At 65.1% G+C, this 15,278-nt stretch carries 15 protein-coding genes, 1 other RNA gene and 1 riboswitch; of the genes, 8 read left to right on the forward strand and 8 right to left on the reverse strand.

Translation table 11 applies throughout. From position 1 onward, the window contains the following. Nucleotides 1-11: 11 nt before the first annotated feature. Both lptG and lptF read right to left on the reverse strand, forming a co-directional pair. Nucleotides 12-1,160 carry an LPS export ABC transporter permease LptG gene (gene lptG / locus NCR35_RS04390; RefSeq protein ID WP_250533275.1) on the reverse strand — a complete coding sequence of 383 codons (1,149 nt, stop codon included), beginning with the start codon at nucleotides 1,158-1,160 and terminating at the stop codon, nucleotides 12-14. 4 nt (nucleotides 1,161-1,164) lie between these two features. Next, complete coding sequence (gene lptF / locus NCR35_RS04395; protein WP_250533277.1) at nucleotides 1,165-2,262, reverse strand: LPS export ABC transporter permease LptF; 1,098 nt, start codon at nucleotides 2,260-2,262, stop codon at nucleotides 1,165-1,167. Nucleotides 2,263-2,422: 160 nt separating this feature from the next. Here lptF and NCR35_RS04400 point away from each other — a divergent pair, with 160 nt between their 5' ends. From NCR35_RS04400 to NCR35_RS04410, 3 genes are all read left to right on the forward strand, one after another. Next, nucleotides 2,423-3,964 carry a leucyl aminopeptidase gene (locus NCR35_RS04400; protein WP_250533286.1) on the forward strand — a complete coding sequence of 514 codons (1,542 nt, stop codon included), beginning with the start codon at nucleotides 2,423-2,425 and terminating at the stop codon, nucleotides 3,962-3,964. Between the two features lie 7 nt (nucleotides 3,965-3,971). Further along, nucleotides 3,972-4,388 carry a DNA polymerase III subunit chi gene (locus tag NCR35_RS04405; protein ID WP_250533287.1) on the forward strand — a complete coding sequence of 139 codons (417 nt, stop codon included), beginning with the start codon at nucleotides 3,972-3,974 and terminating at the stop codon, nucleotides 4,386-4,388. A gap of 71 nt (nucleotides 4,389-4,459) precedes the next feature. Continuing rightward, nucleotides 4,460-4,810, forward strand: coding sequence for a DUF2486 family protein (locus tag NCR35_RS04410; protein ID WP_175939681.1), 351 nt, complete (start codon nucleotides 4,460-4,462; stop codon nucleotides 4,808-4,810). A gap of 78 nt (nucleotides 4,811-4,888) precedes the next feature. On the opposite strand, the gene ilvD is transcribed toward NCR35_RS04410, so the two are convergent. Continuing rightward, nucleotides 4,889-6,562: a dihydroxy-acid dehydratase gene (gene ilvD / locus NCR35_RS04415; protein ID WP_206467720.1), complete on the reverse strand. Its 1,674-nt coding sequence runs from the start codon at nucleotides 6,560-6,562 to the stop codon at nucleotides 4,889-4,891. Between the two features lie 106 nt (nucleotides 6,563-6,668). Between ilvD and NCR35_RS04420 the strand changes: the two genes are divergently transcribed. After that, complete coding sequence (locus NCR35_RS04420; RefSeq protein WP_250533288.1) at nucleotides 6,669-7,625, forward strand: LysR family transcriptional regulator; 957 nt, start codon at nucleotides 6,669-6,671, stop codon at nucleotides 7,623-7,625. A 36-nt stretch (nucleotides 7,626-7,661) separates the two neighbouring features. Beyond that, nucleotides 7,662-8,558 (forward strand): prolipoprotein diacylglyceryl transferase, encoded by an 897-nt coding sequence (gene lgt, locus NCR35_RS04425; protein WP_250533289.1) that lies wholly within the window; start codon nucleotides 7,662-7,664, stop codon nucleotides 8,556-8,558. A 54-nt stretch (nucleotides 8,559-8,612) separates the two neighbouring features. Here the strand turns inward: lgt and NCR35_RS04430 are convergent, their stop codons facing one another. The 5 genes from NCR35_RS04430 to NCR35_RS04450 form a co-directional block, all read right to left on the reverse strand. Next, nucleotides 8,613-9,338 carry an SIMPL domain-containing protein gene (locus NCR35_RS04430; RefSeq protein ID WP_250533321.1) on the reverse strand — a complete coding sequence of 242 codons (726 nt, stop codon included), beginning with the start codon at nucleotides 9,336-9,338 and terminating at the stop codon, nucleotides 8,613-8,615. A gap of 79 nt (nucleotides 9,339-9,417) precedes the next feature. Further along, a complete protein-coding gene (locus NCR35_RS04435; RefSeq protein ID WP_250533290.1) occupies nucleotides 9,418-9,876 on the reverse strand; it encodes an EVE domain-containing protein in 459 nt (152 codons plus the stop codon). A gap of 91 nt (nucleotides 9,877-9,967) precedes the next feature. Then, a non-coding RNA gene (ssrS, locus tag NCR35_RS04440) (6S RNA) lies at nucleotides 9,968-10,150 on the reverse strand. A 118-nt stretch (nucleotides 10,151-10,268) separates the two neighbouring features. Beyond that, on the reverse strand, nucleotides 10,269-10,583 hold the full coding sequence (locus tag NCR35_RS04445) for a cell division protein ZapA (RefSeq protein WP_175939686.1): 315 nt from the start codon (nucleotides 10,581-10,583) through the stop codon (nucleotides 10,269-10,271). Further along, nucleotides 10,580-10,969: an ATPase gene (locus NCR35_RS04450; protein WP_244848075.1), complete on the reverse strand. Its 390-nt coding sequence runs from the start codon at nucleotides 10,967-10,969 to the stop codon at nucleotides 10,580-10,582. The genes NCR35_RS04445 and NCR35_RS04450 overlap by 4 nt, the downstream gene beginning before the upstream one ends. A gap of 239 nt (nucleotides 10,970-11,208) precedes the next feature. Then, a riboswitch (cobalamin riboswitch) is annotated at nucleotides 11,209-11,503 on the forward strand. Nucleotides 11,504-11,588: 85 nt separating this feature from the next. On the opposite strand from NCR35_RS04450, the gene NCR35_RS04455 reads away from it, so the two are divergent. From NCR35_RS04455 to NCR35_RS04465, 3 genes are read left to right on the forward strand one after another with little or no spacing between them, the layout of a single operon-like run. Next, complete coding sequence (locus NCR35_RS04455; RefSeq protein WP_502801644.1) at nucleotides 11,589-13,460, forward strand: TonB-dependent receptor domain-containing protein; 1,872 nt, start codon at nucleotides 11,589-11,591, stop codon at nucleotides 13,458-13,460. 35 nt (nucleotides 13,461-13,495) lie between these two features. Next, complete coding sequence (locus NCR35_RS04460) at nucleotides 13,496-14,494, forward strand: FecCD family ABC transporter permease (protein WP_502801647.1); 999 nt, start codon at nucleotides 13,496-13,498, stop codon at nucleotides 14,492-14,494. Continuing rightward, the gene (locus NCR35_RS04465; protein WP_250533291.1) at nucleotides 14,491-15,270 is read left to right on the forward strand and encodes an ABC transporter ATP-binding protein; all 780 of its coding nucleotides are present in this window, start codon (nucleotides 14,491-14,493) and stop codon (nucleotides 15,268-15,270) included. The genes NCR35_RS04460 and NCR35_RS04465 overlap by 4 nt, the downstream gene beginning before the upstream one ends. Nucleotides 15,271-15,278: the final 8 nt, after the last annotated feature.

The following is a 15,278-nucleotide window of genomic DNA, read 5'->3' on the forward strand; positions in this document are numbered from 1 at the left end:
CTAAACGGCCGTCAGTGCCGCTCGACCCATTTGAGACCCAGCAAGCCGATTGCCAGATATGCCAGCGCGGGCGCTGCCGCCGTGATCGGCGCGGGCCAGGTGTTCAACGTGCCGATATGCGAGAAAAGCGTATTGAACAACTGGAAGCTCATGCCGATCATGATGCCGCCGAACACCTTCACGCCCACCACGCCCGCGCGCGTATGCAGATATGCGAACGGCAGCGACAGCACCAGCATCACGAACACCGCGAACGGATACAGAATCTTGCGCCAGAACGCGATTTGATACCGCTGCGTGTCCTGATGATTCTCCGTCAAGTGCTGGATATAGCGGAACAGATTGAACATCGACATGCGATCCGGCGACACCAGCAGCACCGAAAGAATCTGCGGCGTCAGCTCGGAGCGCAACGAGAACTGCGGCAGCGTCGTCTCTTTCGCGCGATACACGGGATTGAGCGCATCGGCGGAGTTCGCCGTCTGCGGTTGCGCATCGACCAGTTGCGTCTCCGTCACGCCCGTCAGCTTCCAGTGGCCCGGCGGCTGATACACGCCGCTTTGCGCGATTCGCACGCTCGAGAGCCGGAACTTCGAATCGAATTCGTAGATGCGCACGTTCGCGATCGTCGTGTCCGGGTTCAGCGTGCCGACATTGACAAAGCGCGTGACCTGTTCGCCGTTTTCCTTTGCGGAGAGCGTGTCCTTCACCCACACTCCCGACTCGAAATTCGACGACACCGACGAGCCCAGCGCCTCCAGCCGCACGCGCTCGGACAACTGATCGGCGTAAGGCCCGACCACTTCGCCGATGATGTACGTCACCAGCACGAGCGGCACGCCGATCTTCAAAAGCGAGCGCAGCGCCGCGCCGGTCGAAAGCCCCGACACGCGAAAGATGGTGAACTCGGAGGCCGCCGCCATCTGCGCGAACACATAAATGGCGGAAATGAGCGCGGCCACCGGAATGATTTCGTAGAAGCGCGAAGGCGTCTGCAAGGCCACGCGGAGCACCGCGAGCGTGAACTTGTAGTTGCCGTGCCCGACCGTGTTCAGCTCGTTGATCAGGTCGAAGAAGAAGAACAGGCCCGAGAACGCGAACAGAATGAAGATGAAGGCGAGATAAATCTGGCGCGCGAAGTATCGTTCGTAGATGCGCATGGGCTCAGGCTCCCTTCGAGCGCGTGAAGCTCGCTCGCGTGAAGAGGGGCCGGTTGCGCACGCGCAGCCAGAAGATGAACGCGACGAGCGCGAGCACCAGCACATGCAGTCCGACGATGCCGACGCCGAACGACAGCTTGCCCTGTTCGATCCACGACTGCACCACGTTCAGCAGGTTCGAGTACGTGAGATAGATCAGCACGGCCATCACGAGATTGATGGTCCGGCTGCGGCGCGGGTTCTGATAAGACAGCGGAATGGCAAGCAGCATCAGGTTGATGGCGATGAGCGGCAGGCCCATGCGCCAGGCGAATTCCGCGAGGTTTTCCTTGGTCGGATTGGCGAGCAGATTGGGCGTGGAGATGCCGGTCGTGGTCGGCGTATTGACCACCTGATGGCTCATGATCTTCACGCCATACCGCGCGAACTCCATGATGCGGAAGTTCGGCTGGCCGGGCGTGCCGTCGTAGCGCCGCCCGTCTTCCAGCACGATGAAGCGGTCGCCGTCCGCGCGCGTTTCCGTGTGGCCGTTCTTCGACACGATCACGTTGACCTTGCCGCCTTCGGTGCTCGTGACGAATACGTTCTCCACGTGCCCCTGATCCGGCGACATCTTCTCGATGAAGAACACGCGGTGGCTCGACGGCGATTCGCGGAACTGGCCGGGCGCGAGCAGCGACACTTCATCGCGCTGCTGAAAGCGGGCCTTGATCAGCTTGCTTTGCTGGTTCGACCACGGCCAGCCGATGAACGCGAAGAAGATGATGAGAATGATGATCGGCGTGGAGAACACGGCGATCGGCTTGATCAGCTGCGTGTGGCTCACGCCCGAGGCGAGCCACACCACCATCTCCGAATCGCGATACCAGCGCGTGAGCACGAAAAGAATCGAGACGAAGAGCGTCACGATCAGCATGACGGCGAGATAGCCGATGACGGTGAGGCCGATCAGCACGACGACATCGCGCGGGTCGACCTGACCTTGCGCCGCGAAGCCGACGATGCGGATCATCATCGTCGTGAGCATGATCGTGAGCAGCACCATGAATACGGCGCCGGCCGTATACGCGAGTTCGCGCTGCAGGGAGCGTTCGAAGATCATTGATTTCTGCTTGAGGCCGGCGGCGATGCGGCTACGCGTTGACTGACCCGGGAAATGCAGCTTCGTTCCCCGGCGCCGCGAGCCTGTGACCGCCGCGGTAAAAATAGCGGATAATTGCGGCTTTCATCCTTCAGCCTGGATTTTACCGAGGATAAGCGCGATGGACTTTAGCATAAAAGCCTGTGATTGGAGCAAAGGCGAGTCAAATGGTTTCCTCACCGGAAAGGCCGATGTCGTGGTGCTCGGCGTCTTCGAAGCACAGACGCTCTCGGGCGCGGCCCTCGCCTTGGATCTCGCGACGAAGGGCTTGATTTCGCGCATCGTGAAGGCGGGCGACATGAACGGCCGCGCAGGCACCACGCTGCTCGTGCCGGAAGTCACGGGCATCGGCGCGGCGCGCGTGCTGCTCGTCGGCCTCGGCAAGCAGGACGCCTTCAATCAGAAAGCGTATGGCGAAGCGGTGCGCGCGGCGTGGCGCGTCATTCTCGGCACGAAGATCGCGCAAGTCACGTTCACGCTCGCGCAACTGCCCATTCAAGAGCGCAGCGGCGACTGGGCGGTGCGCGCCGCCATCCTCGCGTTGCGCGAGCTTACCTACAAGTTCACGCAGATGAAGAGCAAGCCCGAAAACGGCGCGCGCTCGCTGAAGAAGATCGTCTTCAGCATCGACCCGGCGGACGAGAAAGCCGGCCGCACGGCGATCAAGCAGAGCGTCGCGATCGCGAACGGCATGGACCTGACGCGCGATCTCGGTAATCTGCCGCCGAACGTCTGCACGCCGACCTATCTCGGCCAGACGGCGAAGCAACTCGGCCGCGACTGGAAGCTGAAAGTAGACGTGCTCGGCCTCAAGCAGATCGAGGCGCTCAACATGGGCTCGTTCCTTTCCGTGGCGAAGGGTTCGGTGCAGCCGCCGCAGTTCATCGTCATGCAGTATCAGGGCGCGGGCGCGGCTTCGGGCGAATCCGGCAAGGGCAAGAACAAGAACGCGCCGATCGTGCTCGTGGGCAAGGGCATCACGTTCGATTCGGGCGGCATCTCGATCAAGCCCGGCGAGGCGATGGACGAGATGAAGTACGACATGTGCGGCGCGGGCTCGGTGTTCGGCACCCTGCGCGCGGTCGCGGAAATGGGTTTGAAGCTGAACGTGATCGGCATCGTGCCGACGTGCGAGAACATGCCCGCGGGCAACGCGCTGAAACCGGGCGACATCGTCACCGCAATGAACGGCACGACCATCGAAGTGCTGAACACGGACGCCGAAGGCCGCCTCATTCTGTGCGACGCGCTCACCTACGCGGAGCGCTTCAAGCCGGCTGCGGTCGTCGACATCGCCACGCTGACCGGCGCGTGCATCATCGCGCTCGGCCATCACAACACAGGTCTTTTCTCGAAAGACGACGCGCTCGCGGGCGAACTGCTCGACGCATCGCGCGAGGCGGTCGATCCGGCGTGGCGTCTGCCGCTCGACGAGGAGTATCAGGATCAGCTCAAGTCGAACTTCGCGGATGTCGCGAACATCGGCGGGCGTCCGGCGGGCAGCGTGACGGCGGCGTGCTTCCTGTCGCGCTTCGCGCAGAACTACCCGTGGGCGCATCTGGATATCGCCGGGACCGCGTGGAAGAGCGGGGCGGCGAAGGGCGCGACGGGCCGTCCGGTGCCGCTCCTCTCGCAGTTCCTGATCGACCGCGCGGGGCAGTGATCGCGCCATGACGCGCATCGACTTTCACACGAACGTCGGCGATCCGCTCGCCTATGCCTGCCGCCTCGCGCGCAAGGCGTATGCGAGCGGGCGCTCGCTCGTCGTGCTCGCGGAACCTGCGCGCCTCGCCGCGTTCGACGAACAGTTGTGGACCTTCGCGCCGCTCGAGTTCGTGCCGCACTGCATGGCGAAGAGCGCGCTCGCGCAGGAAACGCCGGTCGTGCTCGCCGCCGATCTCGACGACGTGCCGCATCATCAGGTGCTCGTGAATCTGGGCGCGCCGGTGCCCGCGCAGTTCGCGCGCTTCGAGCGTCTGGTGGAAATCATCGGCGACGACGCCGCAGAGCTCGCGGCAGGGCGCGAGCGCTTTCGCTTCTATCGCGATCGCGGCTACGCCATCGAAACGCACAAGCAAGGCGGTTGAGCGAACAGTGCGCAAGCCCCGCGCCGCGTTAGCATCGGCGCGTGGAGACCACTGAGAGACCATCCGACATCATGACCGACAACACGCACACGCCCGAATCGTTCGATTCGTCCATTCCCGTTCTCACCGATGTCGTCGTGCCCGGCAAGCCGGAATTCGCGCGCGCCGCGGGCGTCAACGACGCGGCGGCCGCTTACGAGGCGCAACGTGTCGGCGAGCGGCTGCAAGGCCGTGTCACGCAGTTTCTGAGCGGCGATGCACGCGCGATCATCGAGGCGCGTTGCCAGGACGTGCTGCGCGAGCATTCGGCGAAGATGGTGCAGGAGATCACGCGCGAAGTGTCGCTCGCGCTCGAAAGCAAGATGCGCGAGTGGGTGGCCGTGGCGGTCGAGGAAGAGTTGCAGCGGCAGCGGGGCGGTTGAGTCTCGCGTTGCCGGGAATGCGAAAGGGGCGCATCGAGCGCCCCTTTTGCTTTGATCAGCGAAGACTGTCGATCAGCTTCAGCCCGTCACCGCTCCGCGATTTGCCGGCAGCGCCAGCGCCGCGAATTTCGCCAGCACGCCGCGCGTGTACTTCGGCGCGGGCTTCTTCCACGCGGCGCGGCGGCGCGCGATTTCCGCGTCGTCCACGTTCAGTTGAAGCAGCAGCTTGTGCGCGTCGATGGTGATGGAATCGCCTTCCTGCACCAGCCCGATCGTGCCGCCCGCGTACGCTTCGGGCGCGACGTGGCCGACCACCATGCCCCACGTGCCGCCGGAGAAACGCCCGTCGGTGATGAGCCCGACCGATTCGCCCAGCCCCTTGCCGATGATCGCCGACGTCGGCGCCAGCATCTCCGGCATGCCCGGGCCGCCCTGCGGGCCGAGATAGCGCAGCACGACCACGTCGCCTGCCTTGATCTTGTCGGCGAGAATCGCTTCCATCGCGGTTTGCTCGTCGTCGAACACGCGCGCCGGGCCGGTGATCACCGGGTTCTTGAGACCCGTGATCTTCGCGACCGCGCCGTCTTCCGCGAGATTGCCGCGCAGAATGGCGAGGTGGCCTTCCTTATAGAGCGCCTGCTCGATCGGATAGATGACCTTCTGATCCGCGCGCGGCTTGCTCGGCACGTCCTTCAGTTCTTCGGCGAGCGTGCGGCCCGTGATCGTGATGCAGTCGCCGTGCATGAGACCCGCGTCGAGCAGGATCTTCATCACTTGCGGGATGCCGCCGGCCTTGTGCAGGTCCGTCGCGACATACTGGCCCGAGGGCTTCAGATCGCAGATGACCGGCACTTTCTTGCGCATGCGCTCGAAGTCGTCGATGCTCCATTCCACTTCCGCCGCGTGCGCGATGGCGAGGTAATGCAGCACGGCGTTGGTCGAGCCGCCCGTCGCCATGATCAGCGCGACCGCATTCTCGATCGACTTCTTCGTGATGATGTCGCGCGGCTTCAGGTCCTTCTTCACGGCTTCGACGAGCACGCGCGCCGATTCGGCGGCGGAGTCCACTTTCTCGTCGTCGGGATTCGCCATCGTCGACGAATACAGGAGCGACATGCCGAGCGCCTCGAACGACGAGCTCATGGTGTTGGCCGTGTACATGCCGCCGCAGGAGCCGGTGGACGGGCACGCGTTCTTCTCGACGCCCTTGAAGTCTTCTTCCGACATGCGGCCCGCCGTGAACTCGCCGACCGCCTCGAACGACGACACGATGGTCAGGTCCTTGCCCTTCCAGTTGCCCGGACGAATGGTGCCGCCGTACACATAGATGCCCGGCACGTTCATGCGCGCGAGACCGATCATGCCGCCCGGCATGTTCTTGTCGCAGCCGCCGATCACCACGACGCCGTCCATCCACTGGCCCTGCACGGCCGTCTCGATACAGTCCGCGATCACCTCGCGCGACACCAGCGAGTACTTCATGCCTTCGGTGCCCATCGACATACCGTCCGAGATCGTCGGCGTGCCGAACACCTGCGGATTCGCGTTCGACTGCTTGATCGCCGCGATGGCGGCGTCGGCGAGGCGCTGCAGGCCGGCGTTGCACGGCGTGATCGTCGAATGGCCGTTGGCGACGCCGATCATCGGATTGTCGAAATCCTCTTCCTTGTAGCCGAGGGCGTAGTACATCGAACGATTGGGCGAACGCGCGACGCCCTGCGTCACGTTTTTCGAGCGGCGATTGAAGGCCATGTTGGGGCTCCTTGAAGATTCTTTTGTCTAGTGGCGCAAGAATGCAGCGTCGGCTTGTATCTGTCCAATATATTATTCAGGGTCTATTAGGTCGGAGAAGATATCGATGGACGAGCGAAACGCGCCGATCGAGTTGCGTTTGCTGCGCTACTTCGTGACCGTGGCGGAAGAGATGCATTTCGGCCGCGCCGCCGCGCGTCTTGCGATGACGCAGCCGCCGCTTTCGCAGGCCATTCGCGCGCTCGAAGACGCGCTCGGCGTCGCGCTCTTTGCGCGCACCAAGCGCACGGTCGAATTGACGCCGGTCGGCAAGGATTTGCTGCCGGAAGTGCGGCGCATTCTCGCCGCCGCCGATGCGCTGCGTCCGCTCGCGCAGTCGCTTTCGCGCGGCGAGGCGGGCGTGCTGTCGCTCGCGTTCGTGTCCACTGCGGACTACGGCCTCTTGCCCGCGCTGCTGCGCGATTTCGGCGCGCGCTATCCCGGCGTGCGGCTGCAACTGACCGAAGCGACGAGCGACGTGCAGATCGAAGAACTCGTCGCCGGGCGCGTGGACGCGGGGCTCGTCATTCCGCCGCTGCCGCCGCGCCACGCGATGTCGCTGTCGTATCTCGCGATCGCCCGCGAGCCGCTCGTCGTCGCGATGTCCGCGGACGCCGCCGAGCGATTGCAGCAGGGCACGGCAGAATGGGCCGACACGCCCGTCGACTTGCGCGATCTCGCAACGGCGCCGCTCGTCGTGTTTCCGAGGCGTCTCGCGCCGGGTTTGTATGACATCATTATGGGCTGCTACGGCGCGGCGGGACTCACGCCGCGCATCGGGCAGGAGGCGATCCAGATGCAGACCATCGTGAGCCTGGTGTCGGCCGGCATGGGCGTCGCGCTCGTGCCGCAGTCGCTGCGGCATTTGCGGCGCACGGGCGTGGTGTATCGTCCGCTGCGGCCGGTGGCGGATGCGCCGGTCGTCGAAACCGGCCTCGTGTGGCGCGCGGCAGAGGTGAGCCCGGTGCTCGCCGGCTTCATCGAGATCGTGCGCGCGCGGGCCGCCGCCGTCTCTGCTTTATGATTCGTGCCTGACTTCGCTTGGCTCAAGAACTCTACGATGCTCATTCACCCCAATTTCGATCCCGTCGCGATTCATCTCGGACCGCTCGCCGTGCGCTGGTACGGCCTCATGTATCTGGTCGCGTTTATCTCGGCCATCGTCATCGGACGGCTGCGGCTGCGGCTGCCGCATGTCGCCGCGCAAGGCTGGAGCGCGAAGGATATCGACGACATGCTGTTCTACGGTGTGCTCGGCACGATCCTCGGCGGGCGCATCGGCTATGTGCTGTTCTACAAGGCGAGCTATTACGCCGCGCATCCGCTCGACATCTTCAAGGTGTGGGAAGGCGGCATGTCGTTTCACGGCGGCTTTCTCGGCGTGACCTTCGCGATGGTGCTGTTCGCGTACCAGCGCAAACGCACGTGGCTGCAAGTGACCGATTTCGTCGCGCCGATGGTGCCGCTCGGCCTCGCGGCGGGGCGTCTCGGCAACTTCATCAACGGCGAACTATGGGGCCGCGTGACGGACCCTGCCGCGCCCTGGGCGATGCTGTTCCAGAACTCGACGAACGACGACGCCATCTGGCTCGCGAAGACTCCGCAGCTCGACGCCAAGTGGCATCTGACGGAAATCTTCCAGCGTTTTCACATGCTGCCGCGCCATCCGTCGCAGTTGTATGAGATCGCGCTGGAAGGCATCGTGTTGTTCATCGTGATCTGGACGTTCTCGCGCAAGCCGCGTCCGGTCGGCGCCATCTCCGCGCTCTTTCTGATCGGCTATGGACTCGCGCGCTTCACGGTGGAATTCGCCCGCGAACCGGACGACTATCTCGGCCTGCTCGCGCTCGGCCTCTCGATGGGCCAGTGGCTTTCGCTGCCGATGATCGTCGCCGGCGTCATCATGATGGTGTGGGCCTACAAGCGGCATCGTCGCGTGGCGGCGAACGCGGCGTGATGTCGCGCGGGGCCGCGCTTGCGGTCCCGCTTGGGTTCGCTTGACCTCGCTCGATCAGCGGCCCATCTGCACGGAGCCGGACACATCGACGGTCACGGTCGTCGTGCCGGCTTCGAGCGCCATCGGCGCGGCCATCTTGGCGTCGGCGCCCACGGCGCGCGACTGCATCATCATCACCGGGCGAGGCGCCGCGCCGCTATGTCCGACGTTCACCTCGCGAATCGAATAGCTGCTGTAGCCGAACGCCTGCGAAGCGGCTTGCGCCTGCTTGCGGAACGAATCGATAGCCTGCGTCGAGAGCTTCTGCTCCGCGGCGCGCTGCGCTTCCGGCGACAGCGAGAACGTGACGTTGCCGACCTGCATCGACGAACTCATCTTGCCCGCGAGCTTCGAGGCCGCCGCGAAGTCGTGCGATTCGAGCACGACCTCCGTGCGCCCGCGCCATGCGGAAATCTTGCCGTCGCGGTCGGTCGACGGATACACGGTGAACGAGCCGCTCTTCGCGGTGACGCCATCCACACCCTTCGCTTCACGCAGTGCGGCTTCGGCGCGCTGATTGAGCGTCGCGGTGAGCGATGACGGATCGGCGGCCTCCTGCTCGTAAAAGAGCGTGATGGTGACGACATCCTGCGGCACTTGCGCGCTCGCCTGCGCCGAAAGCGAGAGCACGCCCGCGGGCTGCGGATTGGCGATGACCGTCTGCGCGGCGGCCGAGGCGGAATAGGCGAGAGTGGCGCTCGACATCGCGAGGGCGAGGGCGGCGGCGGTTTTCTTGTTCATCATCGAAGGGCTCCAACGCAAGGCGTCGCGTGATTCGCGACCGCACTTAGGCGTCCGCCTCCAGCCCTTAGTTCCTGCTCTAGACGAGGCGTTCGGTAATAAAGCGCCACTCGTCCTCGGTGACAGGCGTGATCGACAGACGGTTGCCGCGCGCGAGCACTTGCATGCCGGCGAGTTCCGCGTGCTCGCGAAGCTCGGCGAGCGCAATGAGCCGCGTCTTCTTCACGAAGCTCACATCCACGAGCATCCAGCGCGGCGTGTCCTGCTTGGATTTGGGATCGTAGTAGGCGCTTTCGGGATCGAACTGCGTGGGATCGGGATACGCCGTCGAGCAGACCTTCGCGATTCCCGCGATACCCGGCTCGGGGCAGCTCGAATGGTAGAAGAGCACGCCGTCGCCGATCTGCATCTGGTCGCGCATGAAGTTGCGCGCCTGATAGTTGCGCACGCCGGTCCACGGCAGCGTCTTCTTGGGCGCGTGCGCGAGATGATCGATGCTCGCTTCGTCCGGTTCGGACTTCATCAGCCAGTAGCGCATGATTTCGGCGTGAAGGAGTGTGCGTGCGGTTTTGGGCGATGCAAATGAAAACGGCACCGGTAAGAACCGATGCCGTTCGTGCTTCGTAAATAAGGTCCCCGCCTCAGCCGCTAGGCCGGCATCCTGAACCTGGGTTCAAGATTGGTCGCGGTAAGCAACACTTCGGGTACATCAGACAGAGTGACGCGCGCGCCCGTGCTGCAACGTTCCGCAACCGTGCCAATGTAGCATTGGTTCAAGGAATATATGACCTTGGCGTACCAGGCAGGGAGACCTCACTGTACACCAAACGTTTGGTCCTTGCAGCCCTTGCCTGCGTTTCTCGCGGTATCTTTTTTTGATGGATATCGCGACGCTGATTAGATCAGCGCATGAGCGTCAGCGCGCTTCGCTCAGTGCGCCTCATATTGCGCAATGACCGCGCCGAGCTGCTCGTTCATCGAATGCATGGTGCGGCGGATTTCCTCGGCCGGGAACGCTTCGCCGTGGCGCACGCTTTCCTGCAGCTTGAGCAATTCGGACGCCAGGGAAAGCGCGGCCATTACCGCGATGCGGTCCGTGCCGCGCACGCTGCTTGCGTTGCGGACCTTGTTCATTTCGGCATCGACGCGGGCCACGGCTTCGCGCAGCGCGGCTTCGGTTTCCGGCGAGCACGCGAGGCGATACTGCTGGCCGAGAATGGATACTTCGATCTGCGTGGTCGTCATGCCTTCTCTCCTTGATGATGCTCGCCGTGCACTTCTTCCGCGTGCGCATGTTCGTGCTGCGCTTCGCGCGACGCGCTGGCTTCGGCGTTCAGAAGATCGAGCTGATTGTCGCTCTCGGCATGATGCGCTTTGCCGCGCGGCAGCTTTTCGAGGATCGCGTTGAGGCGCACTTGCGCGTCGTCGATCTTCGCGGACAGCGAATCGCGTTCGCCTTGCAGCGCGTCGCGCTCCTGGCGAACCTGCGCGAGTTCGGCCTGAACGCTGGCGTAATCGGCGCGCAGCTGTTCCATTTGTGCTTCGAGCGCGAGACGCGCCTGATTGTGGCGCTCGCTGATCTTGATCAGCCGGCCGATGTTCCCTGACAGTGATTCGAGTTCGTTGAGCATGTGCTGCGTCCTCTAAAGACCTGGCATTTTAGCGCGGTTCAAAGGCGCTTCCGATAATTGTCTCGTTTCGAGACGTAACAACACGCGATCTTGCGCGCATCGCCGCGTATTCATGTGTGGAATGGCCGCGCGTGACGCACCCGGATGCGCGGCTGACGACGCTCGCTCGTCGCTTGCTCGTCGCTCGGACCTCGCGATGAGGCGCCCCGCGCCTTCTTGACGGCCCTTATGCGCGCTCCTACACTTGCCGCACTTTTGGTGCTCGCGCCGCCTTTCTTGCGGCGCAGTCAAACGGGAAACAGGAAGCGTCGTCTCGCCTCGCGCGGCTCGCCAACCTGTGCTGCCCCCGCAACGGTAAGCGACCGCAACGCAAGTTGCAAGTCGTCCCACGCGCGTTTCTTCTCGTTGCTCCGTGGTCGTTTGTCATCGGAGACGCGACTGCAAGAAACGTGTCGGCGCCACTGCGCTTCGAAGCGCGGGAAGGCGGGACGATGCGTCGCCAGCCCGGATACCGGCCAATCGTCCAGCGCGCCGATGCTTTGCAATACGGCGCGTGCGTCGCGCACAGACCTCGCGGGGAGCGGGGCACGCGCCAGTCTCCAACGGGAACGCTTCACACATGGTCTTGCCTTCGTCCGGCCTCATTCGTCGCGCGGCGCGCGTCGTGATGTGCGCCGCCGCGAGTGCGCCGCTTGCACAGGCCGCGCACGCCGATTCCGATTCTCCGTCGCAGACACTCGCGCCCGTCGTCGTCACGGCGACGCGCAGCGCGCAACCGCTCGCCGATTCCATCCCGCAGGCGACGCTCTTCGACGCGCAAGACATCGCCGACAGCAATGCGGACGATGTGCTCGGACTCATCGCGCTCGCGCCCGGCGTGCAGATCACGCGCAACGGCGGGCCGGGCGCGACCTCGGGCGTCTTCATACGCGGCGCGTCCTCGACGCAATCGCTCGTGCTGATCGACGGCGTGCGCGTCGAATCCGTGTCTCTGGGCGCGGCGCAGTTGTCGCAATTGATGCTCGATCAGACCGGCCGCGTCGAAGTGGTCAACGGCAATGTGTCGGCGCTGTATGGATCGAACGCGATCGGCGGCGTCGTGCAGATTTTCACGAAGGAGGGCGAAGCACATCCGCCGCGCTTTCACTTCGAAGCCGAATACGGCAGCTATCACACGCAGCGCCAGTCGGCGGGCGTCGACGGCGCGCTCGATACCGATGGCCGCACGACGTTTAGCCTGAACGTGTCGCGCGAAAAGACCGACGGCTTCTCGTCGATCGATCCCGCGCTCGCGCCCGGCGCGAATCCGAACGCGAACGGTTATCTGAACGAAAGCGTCGCCGCGACGCTGCGCCACAAGTTCAGCGACAAGTGGGACGCAGGCGTGCGCTTCCTGCAATCGAACGGCGTGAACAGCTTCGACGATCCCTACGGCGTGCCGACCGATCTCAACGAATCGCATGATCGCGTGCGTTCGGCGTCGGTGTTCGCGAACGGCAAGCTCACCGACAACTGGACGACGCACTTCACCGTCGCGCAGGGGCAAGACCGCGCGAACATCGAGCACAACGGCGTCTATACGAGCCGCTTCGACTCGGAGAATCATCAGTATCTGTGGCAGAACGACTTCCGGCTCACCGAGGCGCACAAGCTCGTGTTCGGCTACGAGCATCTCGACCAGTCGCTCGATTCGGACCAGTTCAGCGCGCCCGACCGGCATGTGAACTCGGTGTTCGCGGGCTATGTCGGCCGCTTCGGTCCGAGCGAAGTGCAGGCCAACGTGCGCCGCGACCAGTATTCCGACTTCGGCGGCGCGAACAGCTACTATCTGGGCTACGCGTACAACTTCGATTCCCACTGGCGCGCGAGCGCGAGCTACGCGGCGTCGTTTCGCGCGCCGAGCTTCGACGATCTCTACTATCCGTTCAGCGGCAATCCGTCGATACAGCCGGAGCGCAGCCATTCGGCCGAGGCCGCGTTGCAGTACGCATCGGACAAGATCGGCGTGGTGCGTGTGACGGCGTTCGAGACGCGCTATTCGAATCTGATCGACTACGTGGGCGATAGCAGCGGCTTCTATACCGCGCAGAACGTGGGGCGCGCGAAGGTGCAGGGCGTCGAGGGATCGTGGGCGGGGCACGTGGGCGCAACCGACGTGCGCGCGAGCGTGACGTTCCAGAATCCCGTCGACGAGACGAATCACGAAGAGTTGACGCGTCGCGCGCGGCGCTTCGCGTCGCTGTCGGCGCATCGGTCGATCGGGCGCTGGCGCGTGGGCGGCGAGTGGATCGTGAGCGGCGCGCGCAGCGATTACGATTCGACGCTCGCGGGCTACGGCGTCGTCAATCTTTCGGCTCGGTACGACATCACGAAGTCGTGGTACGTGAATGCGCGCATCGACAACCTGTTCGACCGCAACTATGAACTGGCTTACTCGTACAACACGCCGCGTCGCGGCGCTTACGTCACGATCGGCTGGCATCCGTCGTGAGCCACGCCGCTGATGCGCGCCGTCCGATGAAGGCGATGCACGCAGGCCGCGCCGCCGCGATTTGGCTCGCGCTCGCGGCGGCGGCCCTTGGCGTGCTGGCGGCGTCGCTCGCGCTCGGAAGCGTGGCGCTGCCGCCGACGCGCGCCATCGCCGCGCTGCTGCACGCGCACGCGGCCACGCCCGATATCGCCGATGAAATCGTGCTGAACCTGCGATTGCCGCGCGCGCTCGCGGGCTTCGCATCGGGCGCGCTGCTCGCGCTCGCCGGTGCGCTGCTGCAAGTGCTGCTGCGCAATCCGCTCGCTGAACCGTACGTGCTCGGCGTGTCCGGCGGCGCGGCGGCGTTCGCGCTTTCCGCGATGCTCGCGTCGATGCCGTGGTGGGGAGTGGATCTCGCCGCGTGCGCGGGCGCGCTCGCATCCATCGTTCTGGTGCTCGGACTTGCGCGCGCGCACGTGTGGCACGGCGAACAGGACGCCTCGCCACGGCTCTTGCTCACGGGCGTCGTCGTCGCGGCGGGCTGGGGCGCGCTCATCACGCTGATACTCAGCGTGGCGCCCGAGAACCGGCTGCGCGGCATGATCTTCTGGCTGACCGGCGACCTCAACGGCGCATCGACGCCGTGGCCCGCGATGATCGCGCTCGGCGTGGCGCTCGCGTTGATCGTGCCGTGCGCGCCGCAGTTGAACGTGCTGTTGCGCGGCGAGGCCACGGCGCGTTCGCTCGGCGTGCCGGTGGAACGCCTGCGGCTGCGCGTGTATCTGGTGGCATCGCTCGCGGCGGCGGCAGCGGTGACGACGGCGGGGACTATCGGCTTCGTCGGGCTCGTGGTGCCGCATCTGCTGCGGCTCGCGTTCGGCAACGACCAGCGCATGCTCGTGCCCGCCGCCGCGCTCGCGGGCGGCCTCGCCGTGATGAGCGCGGACCTCGCCGCGCGCACGGTCATCGCGCCGGCGCAGTTGCCGGTGGGCGTCGTCACGGCGCTGATCGGCGTGCCGATGTTCCTGTGGATGCTGCTGCGAAGGCCGCGATGAAGCCGCTCTCTGTCGATAACCTCGTCTTGCGCGCGGGCGCCCGAACGCTCGTCGATGGCCTTAGCGCGACCATCGCGGCGGGCGAAGTGTGGTGCATCGCCGGGCCGAACGGCGCGGGCAAGACCACGCTCATCGGCGTGCTCGCGGGACTCGCGAAGCCGGCGTCGGGCGCGATCACGCTCGGCGGCCGCGCGCTCGCGTCGTGGCGCGCGGCGGACCTCGCCCGCGAACGCGCGCTGATGCCGCAAAGCACGCACGACGCCTTCAGCGCAACCGTGCTCGATACCGTGCTGCTCAACCGCTTTCCGTATCTGACGGGCTGGGGCTGGGAAAGCGAAGACGACCGCGCCGCCGCGCATGCCGCGCTCGATGCGCTCGGTCTCGCAGACCTGGCTTCGCGCGACGTGCTCACGCTCTCCGGCGGCGAACGGCAGCGCGTGGCGCTTGCCGCCGCGCTATGCCAGCAAGCGCCGCTCTTGCTGCTCGACGAACCGCTCGCGCATCTGGACCTGCATCACCAGATCCATTGCCTGAATGCGCTCGCCGCCGCCGCGCGCGACGAGGGACGCGCGATCGTCTTTTCGTGCCACGACCTGAATCTTGCGCGCCGCTTCGCCACGCACGCGCTCTTGCTCGACGGCCGGGGCGGCGCGCATGTCGGTCCCGTCGCCGACGTGCTGACGCCCGCGCGCGCGAGCGCGGCGTTCGGCTATCCGCTGGTCCTGATCCGCGATGGCGAGCACGAGGCGCTCGTGCCTTCGCTTCACCCTTTCTGACGAGGAAC

Origin of the sequence: Caballeronia sp. AZ10_KS36, assembly GCF_023631105.1 — a bacterium.
Lineage (GTDB): Bacteria > Pseudomonadota > Gammaproteobacteria > Burkholderiales > Burkholderiaceae > Caballeronia.